This is a genomic window from Pantoea sp. JZ2 (assembly GCF_035191405.1).
In the GTDB taxonomy this organism is placed as follows: Bacteria; Pseudomonadota; Gammaproteobacteria; order Enterobacterales; family Enterobacteriaceae; genus Pantoea; species Pantoea stewartii.
On record NZ_CP045247.1, the window covers coordinates 4,251,600 to 4,265,451 of the forward strand.

Here is a 13,852-nt window from a genome sequence, read left to right on the forward strand (position 1 = left end):
TCAGCCCCGGGCTTGCAGGCGCATTTCACGTTCAGCTTCAGTCAGTGAAGCAAGGAAGGAGTCACGTTCAAATACGCGGTTCATATAGCCTTTCAGCTCTTTTGAGCCCGATCCCAGCAGATCGATGCCCATTGACGGTAAGCGCCACAGCAGCGGTGCCAGGTAGCAGTCAACCAGGCTGAACTCGTCGCTCATAAAGAAAGGTGAACGTCCAAACAGGGGGGCAATCGCCAGTAACTCTTCACGCAGCTGCTTACGCGCCGCTTCGGCTTCCTGACCGCTGCTGTTCTCGACCTTTCTCATCAGGCTGTACCAGTCTTGCTCGATACGGTGCATCATCAAACGGCTTTCGCCACGCGCAACCGGATAAACCGGCATCAAAGGCGGGTGTGGGAAACGCTCATCAAGGTATTCCATGATGATGCGTGATTCATACAGTGTCAGTTCGCGATCAACCAGCGTCGGCACAGTACGGTACGGATTGAGGTCAATCAGATCCTGCGGCAGGTTATCCATTTCGACCTGCTCGATCTCTACGCTGACACCTTTCTCGGCCAGCACAATACGCACCTGATGGCTAAAAATGTCAGTAGGACCAGAAAACAGCGTCATTACCGAACGTTTGTTGGCAGCGACAGCCATGAAAACCTCCCAGTTTGTTCACAAAAAGTTACTGCGAATGGCCAACCACACGGCGACTCACCTGCTCATAGAACTCGCTCGCAATCCGCGCTAACCACTCCCGACTGATGCCAGGCGCATAACGCGCCAGCTTGCGGGCGCAAAGTGACAGGGAGTTTACCAGATTTTAGGCAGCTTGTGGGCGGGGGAATGCATTTTTGCGGGTAAAATGCGAACAGCATTGTTGTTTTCTGTGACTGCGCCGCCTGGCATGAAAAGCAAAAAACCCGCCGAAGCGGGTTTTTTGTGCCAACTGTGACTGCCGAAGCAGCAACAATTAACGTTTGGAGAACTGAGGACGACGACGTGCTTTACGCAGGCCGACTTTCTTACGTTCAACCTGACGAGCATCGCGAGTAACGAAGCCTGCTTTACGCAGTTCGCCACGCAGTGACTCATCATACTCCATCAGAGCGCGGGTGATACCGTGACGGATCGCGCCTGCCTGACCAGAGATACCACCACCTTTAACGGTGATGTACAGGTCCAGTTTGCCAACCATATCAACCAGTTCCAGAGGCTGACGCACGACCATGCGTGCAGTCTCACGACCGAAATACTGCTCCAGAGAGCGTTGGTTGATGACGATGTTACCGCTACCCGGCTTGATGAAGACGCGTGCGGATGAGCTTTTGCGGCGACCAGTGCCGTAGTTTTGAGTTTCAGCCATTGCCTTTAATCCCGATTAAATGTCAAGAACTTGCGGTTGCTGTGCCGCATGGTTGTGCTCGTTACCTGCGTAAACTTTCAGTTTACGGTACATAGCACGACCCAGCGGGCCCTTCGGCAGCATGCCTTTAACCGCGATCTCAATCACGCGCTCAGGACGGCGAGCAATCATCTCTTCAAAGGTCGCCTGTTTGATACCACCGATGTGACCAGTGTGGTGATAGTAAATCTTGTCAGAACGCTTGTTGCCGGTGACAGCAACTTTCTCAGCGTTCAGAACGATGATGTAATCACCTGTATCAACGTGCGGAGTGTATTCCGCTTTATGCTTACCACGCAGACGGCGTGCCAGTTCAGTCGCCAGGCGACCCAAGGTTTTGCCAGTTGCGTCAACAACATACCAGTCACGTTGGACGGTTTCTGGTTTAGCTGTAAAAGTTTTCATCGAAAAGCTTACCCAAATTAAGTTACACGTTGGTGAAATCCCAAACGCTTAAGTAAACGAATGAGGCTCACACGACCATTTTGACCAGCAAGCCACCCCTTCGGATAGCGTTACCGGCGCGCAGAGGATTTGGGAAAAAAATCCAGTGCCGTAACGTGGGGTCGCAAGATTATAGAGAAGTCGATTACAAAAATCGAACTCTATTTTCATTTATTACCCGGAATCTCAGGGTAAATGCGCCAGCCGCAGATACTCTTCGCTCTGCATTTCCTGCAAACGCGACAGGCAGCGCTGGTATTCAAATTTCAGGCGCGTGCCCTGATAAATTTCGAACAGCGAGGTTTCCGCGGCGACGACCAGTTTGACATGGCGCTCGTAAAACTCATCCACCAGCGCCAGAAAACGCCGCGCCTGATCTTCCGTTTTATAAATCATGACCGGCACATCAAACAGCAGCACGCTGTGAAAGCGGCGCGATAGTTCGATGTAATCGTGCTGGCTGCGCCCTTCCCCACACAGGGTTTTGAAGTCGATTGCCACCACGCCTTCACTGACACCCAGCGTGGGCATTTTGCGATGGTTGATCTCCAGCACCGGTGCGCTGTCGCGTTTTTCCCCTGACAGCGCCTGGAACATGCGATCCATATCGGCGTAGGTTTCTGGCCCTAAAGGAGACTTCCACAGATGCGCCGACGTCAGCGTGCGCAGACGGTAATCAATGCCCGCATCAACGTTCATGACGTCACAATGTTGCTTGATCTGCTCAATGGCCGGCAGGAAACGCGCGCGCTGTAAACCGTTTTTATAGAGGTTATCGGGCGGAATATTCGAGGTGGCGACCAGGCTGATGCCCCGTTCGAACAACGCTTCCATTAACGTGCCCAGCAACATGGCATCCGTAATATCGGACACAAAAAATTCGTCAAAGCACAAAATATCGGTTTCGGCTTTGAAGCGATCGGCGATGATCAGCAGCGGATCGCTGTGCCCCTGCAGTTCGGTCAGCTCTTCGTGCACGCGCAGCATAAAGCGGTGAAAGTGTAAGCGCAGCTTGCGGTTGCCAGGAATAGACTGAAAAAACAGATCCATGACCCAGGTTTTCCCGCGCCCCACGCCGCCCCACATATACAAGCCACGTACCGGCGTTTTGACCTGGGACTTCTCTTTACCCATCAGCTTCGACAGACGACCAAACAACCCCTGCGAGGCAGGTTCAGTCGTCTGCTGGCGGGCGATGAGCCCTTGCTGGATAGCATCTAAGCGGGTGATCGCTTCACGTTGTACATCGTCGGGCTTAAAATCGCCCTGCGATAGCGCCTGCTCATAGCGGGCAAGCGGAGATGAGGTTTGCATGGTTCGCTCAGTGTCCCTGAATGTTGTCTTATTCACACATCGTTTGTCGAAAAAAAGGCCGCTCTACACTAAGGCATGGCGCTCCAGAGTTCCACATCCATAAGATTAACGGGTATAGTGACTATTATTAAGTGGTGCAACGCCCTACGGAACAACGGAAATAACACGGGAGTCATTATGACCTGGGAATACGGGCTAATTGGTTTAGTGGTAGGTATCATTGTCGGCGCAGTAGCCATGCGTTTTGGCAACAGGAAACTGCGCGAGCAGCGCAGCATGCAGTATGAGCTGGATAAAACGAAAGCCGAACTGGCTGATTATCGTGAAGAGCTGACCAACCACTTTGCGCAAAGCGCCGAGCTGCTTGACAACATGGCACGCGATTACCGTCAGCTTTACCAGCATATGGCGAAAGGATCTAATGACCTGCTGCCAAACATGCCTGGCGACAAAAATCCCTTTGCCTGGCAACTGACCGAAGCGGAAGCCGATAACGATCAGGCACCGGTTCAGATGCCACGCGATTACTCAGAAGGCGCTTCCGGTTTACTGCGCGGTGAACGCGCCGTGCGCGACTAAGCGCATCGGGCACAGCCACGCTGTGCCCGCTGTTTTTGCGAACCCCGGCCGCAAACGGCTGTCTCACTGATTTATTCCCCCCACTTTTTGCAGCGAGAGCGTTGTAGCAATGAAAAAACAAGCACGACTGTTAAGCGCGTTAGCCTTGAGTATTGGAATGAGTCTTGCCGCTGCGCCCGGCGCAATGGCGACGCTACCTGCACAGATTCAGGGGCAGCCACTGCCCAGCCTGGCACCGATGCTGGAAAAAGTGTTACCTGCCGTGGTCAGTGTGCATGTTGAAGGCACGCAGTCGGATTCACAGGCCCAGGATATTCCTGAACCCTTAAAACGTTTCTTTGGCCAACTGCCTGGCGGCGGTCAGTCTCAGCCACAACCGTTTGAAGGCCTGGGTTCCGGCGTCATTATCGACGCCGCGAAGGGCTACGTGTTAACGAACAACCACGTGGTCAACGGCGCCGATAAAATCAATGTCCAGTTGGGCGACGGCAGTGAATATGACGCCAAACTCATCGGTCACGATGAACAAACGGATATTGCCCTGATTCAGATCCAGGGCGCTAAGAACCTGACGCAGATTAAAGTCGCGGATTCCGACCAACTTAAGGTGGGCGATTTTGCCGTCGCTATTGGTAATCCCTTTGGGCTGGGCCAGACGGCTACGTCCGGGATTATTTCGGCACTGGGCCGCAGCGGACTGAATCTTGAGGGGCTGGAGAACTTTATCCAGACGGATGCCGCCATCAACCGCGGTAACTCCGGCGGTGCGCTGGTGAATTTAAACGGCGAACTGATTGGTATTAACACCGCCATCCTCGCCTCCAGCGGCGGTAATATCGGCATTGGCTTTGCGATTCCAAGCGATATGGCAATCAACCTGGCCGATCAGTTGATTAAGTATGGCGAAGTCAAACGCGGTCAGCTTGGCATTAAAGGCACGGAAATGACTGCGGATATGGCCAAGGCGTTTAACGTCGATGCCCAACGCGGCGCGTTTGTGTCAGAAGTGCTGCCGCAGTCGGCGGCACAGAAAGCCGGTATTAAGTCGGGAGATATCATTGTTTCTGTGAATGATAAACCCATCACCAGTTTTGCTGAGTTGCGCGTAAAAATCGGCACCACGGCACCCGGCGAGAAAGTGAAGCTGGGCCTGCTGCGTGAAGGCAAACCCGTCAGCGTTGAGGTCACTCTTGAGCAGAGTGCTCAGACAACCGCCAGCGCACAACTGCTGTCACCGGCTCTTCAGGGTGCCACGCTGAGCGATGGTCAGACGAAAACCGGTGATAAAGGCGTGAAGATTGACGGCATCGAAAAAGGCACGCCGGCTGAACAAGTGGGCCTGCAAAAAGATGATGTCATCATTGGCGTTAACCGCACGCGCGTCCAGAATATTGCCGAAATGCGCAAAGTGCTGGAAGCCAAACCACCTGTGCTGGCGCTGAATGTCGTGCGCGGTCAGGAAAGCATCTATCTGTTATTGAGATAAACCACGCATAATGGCGGACACAAGCACGTGTGTGTCCGCCCCGCGCATGGTATTCTCCCCAACGTTCTCCCCTGACGTGATTTAACACCATGTTTCTTAAACTTTTGCGTTCAGTGGTGTTGGGACTGATTGTTGCGGGCATCTTGCTCGCAGCGTTGCCCGCACTGCGTTTGGGCGGTGCTGCCCTCTATAGTCAAAATGACAGTAACGATGAAACGCCCTTTGGCTTCAATCAAGGGGTGCGCCGCGCTGTGCCTGCCGTGGTCAACGTTTATAACCGCAGTACGCAAGGGAACAATAACCGTGGTATCACCACGCTGGGTTCCGGCGTGATCATGAATGCCAAAGGCTATATTCTGACCAACAAGCACGTCATTAATAATGCCGATCAAATCATCGTCGCTCTGCAGGATGGCCGCTTCTTCGAGGCGACGCTGGTTGGGTCGGATGCGATGACCGATTTAGCGGTGCTGAAAATCACCGCGCCGAATCTGCCGGTGATCCCCATTAATCCCAAACGTGTCGCACACATTGGCGATGTCGTGATGGCTATTGGTAACCCCTATAACCTTGGGCAAACGGTCACGCAGGGCATTATCAGCGCAACGGGTCGGGTCGGGCTGAGCTCGTCAGGCCGCCAGAATTTCCTGCAGACCGATGCCTCCATTAACCAGGGCAACTCCGGTGGCGCGTTAATCAATTCGCTGGGCGAGCTGATGGGAATTAACACCCTGACCTTCGACAAAAGCAGCGACGGTGAAACGCCCGAGGGAATCGGTTTTGCCATTCCCACCGCACTCGCGTCGAAAATCATGGATAAGCTGATTCGCGATGGCCGGGTTATACGTGGCTACATCGGTATCACAGGGCGCGAAGTGCCCCCGCTGCACGGTCAGGGAAACAGTCTGGACAGAGTTCAGGGGATTATCGTCAGCGTCGTTACGCCCGGCGGTCCGGCGGATAAAGCCGGTATTGAGCCTAACGATGTGTTGCTGAGCGTAAACGGAAAACCGGCTATATCGGCACAGGAAACCATGGACCAGGTTGCCGAAATTCGTCCCGGCTCAGTGATTGATGTCCAGGTGCTGCGTAATGATAAGAAGCTGACCCTGCCGGTGACGATTCAGGAGTTTCCGGACAACAGTCAGTAGGCAAAATATTTTGACGGGAACGCCCGTCCCACGGAAAAAAACAGACAAGGCCGCGCATTGCGCGGCCTTGTCTGTTTCTGGCTCAGGTCAGTAGGCTTCTCAGCGTAAGCTGGCGCGAAGCCTTGACTAGCAGCGGTCTACCGGAAAGGCGATAACCTCACTCAGCGAGTCGGCCTTCAGTGCCAGCATAATCAACCGATCTATGCCCAGCGCTACGCCTGAACAGGCTGGCATGCCATGTTCCAGCGCCGCCAGCAGGTAATGATCAATCGGGTGCTGCGGCAGCCCGCGTGCTGCACGGCGGCGATTATCCTGTTCAAAACGCTGACGCTGTTCACGGCTGTCCGTCAGTTCACGGAAGCCGTTCGCCAGTTCAATGCCCTTGTAATAAACCTCAAAGCGTTCGGCAACGCGATGGTCTTCTGTGCTGATCTCCGCCAGTGCCGCCTGGCTGGCCGGAAAGTGATAGACAAAACAGGGCTTATCCTGACCAATTTTGGGTTCCACGCCCAACATAAACAGCAGCATCAGCAAGGTATCGCGATCCTCTTCCCGATTCGCCAGCTCGCCCTCACCCAGCTTTTCTGCGGCCTCCCGCAATTGCGTTTTATCCGCAGAAAGCGGGTCCAGATCAAGATGACGAATAAACGCCTGCTGATATGAGAGGGATTCCGCGCTGTCGCACTCCAGCACCTGCTGAAGCAAATCGTCCACTTCGTTCATCAGCCGGTACATATCATAATGGGGGCGATACCACTCCAGCATGGTGAATTCAGGATTGTGGTGCCGTCCGGCCTCTTCATTGCGGAAACAACGTCCCATCTGATAAATCGGCCCGCTACCGGCTGCCAGCAGGCGTTTCATATGGTATTCCGGGCTGGTCATCAGCCAGAGGTCGCATCCGTCGGACATGCCGGGGCCGACAAACCGCGTCTGGAAAGGCACCAGATGGATATCGGTGACGGTCGCCTGACTCATGGCTGGCGTATCCACTTCCAGTACGCCACGATCGGCAAAGAAACGACGCACTTCAGCCACAATGCCTGCGCGTTTAATTAAATTGGCAATGGACGCGCCCGGTTGCCAGCTTGCCGTTTCACTCATGGTGATGACTCCTGATACAAATAAGGGTGGGAAGTCTACTCGCAATGGCGGTGCCAGACAATCATGGCGCAAAACTGTCCAATAAACTGGCCGGGTTCTATAATTAACAGGTTAAATAACAAAGGAATCTTTTTATGTCTCCATGGAAAACACTGGTCGCCAGCCTGAGTACCTTCTTGTCCGTTGCCTGCTCAACCACACCGCCGAAGAATGTTACCGTCGTTGAACACTTCGACAGTGAGCGTTATCTCGGTCAATGGTATGAGATCGCCCGGCTGAATCACGGCTTTGAACGCGGTCTTGAACAGGTGACGGCAAACTACAGTCCTCGGGAAGACGGCGGCCTCAAGGTGGTTAACCGCGGCTATAACCCGAAAAAGCAGCGCTGGCAGGAGAGCGTGGGCAAAGCTTACTTTACCGGCGACAAACAACGCGCCGCGCTCAAAGTTTCTTTCTTTGGCCCCTTTTATGGTGGCTATAACGTTATTGCGCTGGATCCCGACTACCGCTATGCGCTGGTCTGCGGACCTAACCGCCACTATTTATGGATTCTGTCCCGCACGCCGCAGCTGGACAACGACGTGAAGCAAAAGCTGGTACAGCAGGCACGTCAGGCCGGTTTCCCGGTAGATGAGTTGATTTGGGTAAAACAGGGATAGAAGAGAAAATAAAGCCGGTACGAAAGACGTTCGTACCGGTTTTTGGAGCTTACTGCGCGCTACGTTGAATCGCCTGACCGCCTGCTTCAACGTCTTCGCCAACGCCACGCGTGGTATTACAGCCTGACAACAATGCTGATAACATCACCACAGAAAAAATCGCAACAATACTTTTCTTTAACATAAGCCAGTTCCTTTTTTACGTTGCATTAAAAGTACAGCTTTTAAAGCATAGACCGATTACGCCACGCTGCGAGCCTAACCCGCTGAAAAAAGGAAATTCTGCCGTATTACTTCGCGGCGCGAGAAATAGCCCCACCCAGGTGAGAGACATCCTCGCCAAAACCGTGAAAGGTATTACAGGCGCTCAGTCCAGAAGAGACCAGCAACGCCAGCGCGATAAGTTTTGCCAGTTTTTTCATTGTTGAAACTCACATAAAAAAGGCGCATCACAGGATGCGCCTCTCAGGATTATTTTACGCGTGAAACGTATTCGCCAGAGCGGGTGTCCACTTTCACCACCTCGCCAATCTGAACGAATAAAGGCACTTTAATGACGGCACCGGTAGACAGCGTGGCAGGCTTGCCGCCTGTACCCGCGGTATCGCCTTTCAGGCCTGGGTCAGTTTCAATCACTTCCGCTTCGATAAAGTTCGGTGGCTGAACTGCAATCGGTTTATCGTTCCACAAGGTTACGATACACTCCGCATTGTCCTGCAACCACTTCTGTACTTCATCCAGCACTTTAGCTTCAACCTGGTACTGCTCAAAGCTTTCCGGGTGCATGAAGTAGTAGAAATCGCCGTCGTTGTAAGAGTACTGCAGCGTCATATCCTTCACGTCTGCGCCTTCGGCAGAATCGGTTGATTTGAAGGTTTTCTCAACGCGTGAACCGGTCAGCAGACGACGCATTTTTACACGTGCAAACGCCTGACCTTTACCCGGCTTAACAAACTCGCTTGATTCGATGGCATAAGGCTCGCCTTCGAACATGATTTTAAGACCGGTACGGAAATCGTTGCTAAGATAAGTCGCCATAAAGGCCCTCTGTAGATATTAACTGGTAATAGCCAAAAAAATGGCACACATTGTAACCCTAAATTCCCCTTCCAGAGAAGATTGGTTGCAGCAACTTGCTGATGTTGTCACTGATCCTCATGAATTACTGCAACTTTTAGCGCTCGATCATCTTCCGGATCTGGCTGCTGGCAGCGATGCACGTCGGCTTTTTGCCCTGCGCGTGCCGCGCGCATTTATCCAGCGGATGAAAAAAGGCGATGCGCAGGATCCCCTTTTGCTTCAGGTATTGACCAGCCGCCAGGAATTCATTGAAGCGCCAGGTTATAGCACCGATCCGTTAGATGAGCAAAACAGCGTGGTGCCGGGATTACTGCACAAATACCAAAACCGGGCCCTGCTGCTGGTCAAAGGTGGCTGCGCCGTGAATTGCCGTTACTGCTTCCGCCGTCATTTTCCTTATCAGGATAATCAGGGCAATAAGCGTAACTGGCAGGCAGCGCTTGATTATATTGCCGATCACCCTGAACTGGATGAGATCATCTTTTCTGGCGGCGATCCGTTAATGGCGAAAGATCATGAACTCGCCTGGCTGATTGAGGCGCTGGCTGCCATTCCCCATCTGAAACGGTTACGCATTCACAGCCGACTGCCGGTGGTGATCCCTGCGCGCATTACGCAGGCGCTCTGTCAGACGCTGGCGGAAACGCGCCTGCAGGTTCTGATGGTCACCCACATCAATCATGCCAACGAGATCGATGACGCCCTCTGCGACGCCATGACGCGCCTTAAGCGCGCTGGCGTAACGCTACTCAATCAGAGCGTGTTGCTGCGCGGCGTGAACGATCGGGCGCAATGCCTTGCGGCATTGAGCAACGCACTGTTTGATGCGGGCATTCTGCCCTACTACCTGCACGTACTGGATAAAGTGCAGGGCGCGGCGCATTTCTATGTTTCGGATCAGGACGCGCGTGCCCTGATGCGCGATCTGCTGCCTTTGGTCTCCGGTTATCTGGTACCGAAGCTGGCGCGCGAAATCGGGGGTGAGCCCAGTAAAACCCCCCTGGATCTGCAACTTCGGCAGGAATAATCCGGCCCCGACAAGCCCTGTTTCGGCACTGAAGCAAAGCCTCGCGGAACGGTTGCACTTCAAGCAAATACAGCCTCTTACATTTCATCCACGCATAAAAAAACGACCGGCACGCGGGCCGGTCGTCTCAGAAATCTTGCCAGTTCATTGCCCGATCAGTTAGGGCACTTATAAACCTGGCCGGTCATTTTACTGTCGAGTGGTGCAAACGCTGAAAGCAGGTTTTGTGTCGGGCTGGTCGCACCGTAAATCACGTTACCGCCCATTTCTGCTGCACGGTTACGCAGATCGTTAGCCGCACCACGCAGTGCGCTGGTTTCACCACCGGCTCCGCTTAACCAGTTACTTTGTGAGCCGGTCAGGGTGCCCAGAAGCTGACACTGTTTGCCAGGCTGCTGATCTGTAAAGGTGACGCGCTGACCTGCAGAAGAGAGTTCGGTTGAGCTGCTGCAGCCCGCAAGCAATAACGCGCCAGCCGTCAGACCGAGCAAGAGGTTAATCCGCATTATAATCCCCATTTATTATCATCAGAGTCGGATGGCAGCGTAGCAGAAAAACACGCATTTTTTCTGCACATTCATTGCCCTAATCCGTGCCAACGTAACCGTTGCGCCACTACTTATACCTTTTCCTCAGCAAAAGAAAAACCCCCGACCGTTTCCGATCGGGGGTTCCTGTGACGCAAGGGTCAGGGGGCAATTACATCATGCCGCCCATTCCGCCCATGCCACCCATACCGCCAGCGCCTGCACCTAAATCTGGCGCATCGCTTTTCGGCAGGTCAGTGACCATACATTCGGTGGTGATCATCAGGCCAGCAACCGACGCCGCGTACTGCAGTGCAGAACGGGTCACTTTGGTTGGGTCCAGAATACCGAAGTCGATCATGTTGCCGTATTCTTCAGTCTGCGCGTTGTAACCGTAGTTACCGTCACCCGCTTTCACGTTGTTGGCAACAACAGAAGGCTCTTCACCGGCGTTAGAAACGATTTGACGCAGCGGAGCTTCCATTGCGCGCAGCGCAACTTTGATACCCACGTTCTGGTCTTCGTTCTGACCACGCAGTTCTGACAGCTGTGCTGCCACACGAACCAGCGCCACACCACCACCTGCAACCACGCCTTCCTCAACCGCAGCACGGGTTGCGTGCAGGGCATCTTCAACGCGCGCTTTCTTCTCTTTCATTTCAACTTCAGTCGCTGCGCCTACTTTCAGTACGGCTACGCCGCCTGCCAGTTTAGCCACACGCTCCTGCAGTTTTTCTTTGTCGTAGTCAGAGGTCGCTTCTTCGATCTGCTGACGAATCTGGGTAACGCGGCCCTGGATGGTGCTTTCTTCACCCACGCCATCGATGATAGTGGTGGTGTCTTTATTGATAACCACACGCTTCGCCTGACCCAGATCTTCCAGCGCAGCTTTTTCCAGCTCCATACCGATCTCTTCAGAGATAACGGTACCGCCAGTCAGGATAGCGATATCCTGCAGCATCGCTTTACGACGATCGCCGAAGCCAGGTGCTTTAACCGCAGCCACTTTCACGATACCACGCATGGTGTTCACCACCAGGGTAGCCAGCGCTTCGCCTTCTACGTCTTCCGCGATGATCAGCAGCGGTTTGCCTGCTTTCGCAACGGCTTCCAGCACTGGCAGCATTTCGCGAATGTTAGAAATTTTCTTGTCAGCCAGCAGGATGAACGGGGATTCCAGTTCTACTGCGCCTGTTTCTGGCTTGTTGATGAAGTACGGAGACAGGTAACCGCGGTCGAACTGCATACCTTCAACCACGTCCAGCTCGTCTTGCAGACCGGTGCCTTCTTCAACGGTGATAACGCCTTCTTTACCCACTTTTTCCATCGCCTGCGCGATCAGGGTACCGACGGTTTCATCAGAGTTTGCAGAGATGGTACCCACCTGCGCAATCGCTTTAGAGTCTGAGCAAGGCACAGACAGTTTTTTCAGTTCTTCAACTGCAGCAACAACCGCCTGGTCGATACCGCGCTTCAGATCCATCGGGTTCATGCCCGCCGCAACGGCCTTCAGGCCTTCGGTGATGATGGACTGCGCCAGTACGGTTGCCGTGGTGGTACCGTCGCCCGCCGCATCGTTGGCTTTAGAGGCAACTTCTTTCACCATCTGCGCACCCATGTTTTCGAACTTGTCTTCCAGCTCGATTTCACGCGCAACAGAAACGCCATCTTTCGTGATGGTCGGTGCACCAAAAGATTTATCCAGAACTACGTTACGGCCTTTAGGACCCAGGGTAACTTTTACTGCATCTGCCAGTACGTTTACGCCACGCAACATTTTTACGCGTGCGTCATTACCGAATTTTACGTCTTTAGCTGCCATTTCAAATTTCCCTTAAATTCGTTTCGTTCAGTGAATTACGCGTAAAACTTACGCTTCAACAATCGCCAGAATGTCGCTTTCAGAGATGATCAGGACTTCTTCATTGTCGATTTTCTCAGTTTTGGCACCGTAGCCTTCGCTGAAAATCACAACGTCACCCACTTTCACATCCAGCGGCTTCACTTCGCCACTTTCAAGAATACGGCCTTTACCCACAGCCAGCACTTCACCGCGCGTGGATTTGCCTGCAGCAGAACCGGTCAGCACGATGCCACCCGCTGACTTAGCTTCCACTTCTTTACGCTTCACGATTACGCGATCGTGTAATGGACGAATTTTCATTTGATAGCTCTCCTTTGAGAAGTCCAATCATTCATTTTTGGGTTGAATACCGGGCTGTGTGGCTTCCGGCCTCGTGACCAGAGAGATAGGGCCGCGCTTTCCCTCTTTCAAGGGGGGAACCTACAAATTTTTTTTGCCTGATGATGCGACTGATGACTTTTTGAACAAAGGTGGCAAACAGGCGGGCGAACAAACAAAAAGCGCGACCCGACGTCGCGCAGGGTGGGGATTAACGATCCTTAGGATCGTCATGGTGTTCAAGACGATCGGTATCCTTACGTTCGTACTCGCCATCCATGGTATAGCCACTGTCCGGGCCCGCTCCCGGCCCGCGCCAGACGCGCAAATGCGGCATCAGCTTCAGCGTGAGGTGCTTTTGCACCGGTGGCAGCAGCAGCAGCAGCCCCAGCATATCGGTAAAGAAACCAGGCAGCAGCAGCAGGAAACCGGCAATGATCAGCGAAACGCTTTTGAGCATCTCCTGTGCCGGGCTTTCATTACGTGCCAGCTTCTCCTGCATCAGCATAAAGTTTTTCATGCCCTGATTTTTGACTAAAGACACGCCAATGCAGGAGGTGAAAACCACCAGCAGCATGGTGAGCAGCACGCCCAGGACGTGTGCAACCTGAATGAAAAGTGAGATCTCAATCCAGGCCAGTACGAAAAAGATCACTAACGGTAACCAGCGCACCGGATTCTCCTGTGAGTCAGGCTGCCCGGTCGTTAACCCGACAGCGTGGAATATGAATGTGAAAAAGGTAAAAAACAGAGATGGTTATTCTGATCGTCAATTTCAACCGCACCCGGCAAATTTTTGCTTAAGGGTTATTTTTGTGAGCGATTTCACATATTGTTAACGTAACGCGGCCAGACAGGTGATCTCTGTTCGCGCTTTGCGTCTCTGTCAGAATAGGATCGTGCTCACCT

General features: G+C 53.2%; 17 protein-coding genes. 5 read left to right on the plus strand and 12 right to left on the minus strand.

What is annotated here, in order from left to right:
• The 4 genes from sspA to zapE all read right to left on the minus strand — a co-directional run bounded on the left by sspA (nt 1) and on the right by zapE (nt 3,148).
• Nucleotides 1-642, minus strand: coding sequence for a stringent starvation protein SspA (sspA, locus tag GC087_RS20510; protein ID WP_033739161.1), 642 nt, complete (start codon nt 640-642; stop codon nt 1-3).
• Nucleotides 643-958: 316 nt separating this feature from the next.
• Complete coding sequence (rpsI, locus tag GC087_RS20515; RefSeq protein WP_006121723.1) at nt 959-1,351, minus strand: 30S ribosomal protein S9; 393 nt, start codon at nt 1,349-1,351, stop codon at nt 959-961.
• 15 nt (nt 1,352-1,366) lie between these two features.
• Nucleotides 1,367-1,795, minus strand: a complete 429-nt coding sequence (gene rplM / locus GC087_RS20520; RefSeq protein WP_006121722.1) for a 50S ribosomal protein L13 — start codon at nt 1,793-1,795, stop codon at nt 1,367-1,369.
• Between the two features lie 225 nt (nt 1,796-2,020).
• Nucleotides 2,021-3,148 carry a cell division protein ZapE gene (gene zapE / locus GC087_RS20525; RefSeq protein WP_058702619.1) on the minus strand — a complete coding sequence of 376 codons (1,128 nt, stop codon included), beginning with the start codon at nt 3,146-3,148 and terminating at the stop codon, nt 2,021-2,023.
• Between the two features lie 177 nt (nt 3,149-3,325).
• On the opposite strand from zapE, the gene zapG reads away from it, so the two are divergent.
• From zapG to degS, 3 genes are all read left to right on the plus strand, one after another.
• Nucleotides 3,326-3,727: a Z-ring associated protein ZapG gene (zapG, locus tag GC087_RS20530; RefSeq protein WP_006121720.1), complete on the plus strand. Its 402-nt coding sequence runs from the start codon at nt 3,326-3,328 to the stop codon at nt 3,725-3,727.
• Between the two features lie 109 nt (nt 3,728-3,836).
• The gene (degQ, locus tag GC087_RS20535; protein ID WP_039338905.1) at nt 3,837-5,213 is read left to right on the plus strand and encodes a serine endoprotease DegQ; all 1,377 of its coding nucleotides are present in this window, start codon (nt 3,837-3,839) and stop codon (nt 5,211-5,213) included.
• Between the two features lie 89 nt (nt 5,214-5,302).
• The gene (gene degS / locus GC087_RS20540) at nt 5,303-6,364 is read left to right on the plus strand and encodes an outer membrane-stress sensor serine endopeptidase DegS (protein ID WP_033739158.1); all 1,062 of its coding nucleotides are present in this window, start codon (nt 5,303-5,305) and stop codon (nt 6,362-6,364) included.
• A gap of 126 nt (nt 6,365-6,490) precedes the next feature.
• On the opposite strand, the gene epmA is transcribed toward degS, so the two are convergent.
• A complete protein-coding gene (gene epmA, locus GC087_RS20545; protein ID WP_033739156.1) occupies nt 6,491-7,468 on the minus strand; it encodes an elongation factor P--(R)-beta-lysine ligase in 978 nt (325 codons plus the stop codon).
• 134 nt (nt 7,469-7,602) lie between these two features.
• Here epmA and GC087_RS20550 point away from each other — a divergent pair, with 134 nt between their 5' ends.
• Nucleotides 7,603-8,127, plus strand: a complete 525-nt coding sequence (locus GC087_RS20550) for a lipocalin family protein (protein ID WP_054634606.1) — start codon at nt 7,603-7,605, stop codon at nt 8,125-8,127.
• A 49-nt stretch (nt 8,128-8,176) separates the two neighbouring features.
• On the opposite strand, the gene GC087_RS20555 is transcribed toward GC087_RS20550, so the two are convergent.
• From GC087_RS20555 to efp, 3 genes are all read right to left on the minus strand, one after another.
• A complete protein-coding gene (locus tag GC087_RS20555; protein ID WP_006121715.1) occupies nt 8,177-8,311 on the minus strand; it encodes an entericidin A/B family lipoprotein in 135 nt (44 codons plus the stop codon).
• 106 nt (nt 8,312-8,417) lie between these two features.
• Nucleotides 8,418-8,549 carry an entericidin A/B family lipoprotein gene (locus GC087_RS20560; protein WP_006121714.1) on the minus strand — a complete coding sequence of 44 codons (132 nt, stop codon included), beginning with the start codon at nt 8,547-8,549 and terminating at the stop codon, nt 8,418-8,420.
• A 49-nt stretch (nt 8,550-8,598) separates the two neighbouring features.
• The gene (gene efp, locus GC087_RS20565; protein WP_006121713.1) at nt 8,599-9,165 is read right to left on the minus strand and encodes an elongation factor P; all 567 of its coding nucleotides are present in this window, start codon (nt 9,163-9,165) and stop codon (nt 8,599-8,601) included.
• 40 nt (nt 9,166-9,205) lie between these two features.
• Here efp and epmB point away from each other — a divergent pair, with 40 nt between their 5' ends.
• The gene (epmB, locus tag GC087_RS20570; RefSeq protein ID WP_033739151.1) at nt 9,206-10,234 is read left to right on the plus strand and encodes an EF-P beta-lysylation protein EpmB; all 1,029 of its coding nucleotides are present in this window, start codon (nt 9,206-9,208) and stop codon (nt 10,232-10,234) included.
• A 155-nt stretch (nt 10,235-10,389) separates the two neighbouring features.
• Here epmB and GC087_RS20575 read toward each other — a convergent pair whose 3' ends face one another.
• From GC087_RS20575 to GC087_RS20590, 4 genes are all read right to left on the minus strand, one after another.
• Nucleotides 10,390-10,740 carry a DUF4156 domain-containing protein gene (locus GC087_RS20575; RefSeq protein ID WP_006121711.1) on the minus strand — a complete coding sequence of 117 codons (351 nt, stop codon included), beginning with the start codon at nt 10,738-10,740 and terminating at the stop codon, nt 10,390-10,392.
• Between the two features lie 193 nt (nt 10,741-10,933).
• Nucleotides 10,934-12,583, minus strand: a complete 1,650-nt coding sequence (gene groL, locus GC087_RS20580) for a chaperonin GroEL (RefSeq protein ID WP_006121710.1) — start codon at nt 12,581-12,583, stop codon at nt 10,934-10,936.
• Nucleotides 12,584-12,631: 48 nt separating this feature from the next.
• On the minus strand, nt 12,632-12,925 hold the full coding sequence (locus tag GC087_RS20585) for a co-chaperone GroES (RefSeq protein WP_006121709.1): 294 nt from the start codon (nt 12,923-12,925) through the stop codon (nt 12,632-12,634).
• 229 nt (nt 12,926-13,154) lie between these two features.
• Complete coding sequence (locus tag GC087_RS20590; RefSeq protein WP_324029202.1) at nt 13,155-13,616, minus strand: FxsA family protein; 462 nt, start codon at nt 13,614-13,616, stop codon at nt 13,155-13,157.
• Nucleotides 13,617-13,852: the final 236 nt, after the last annotated feature.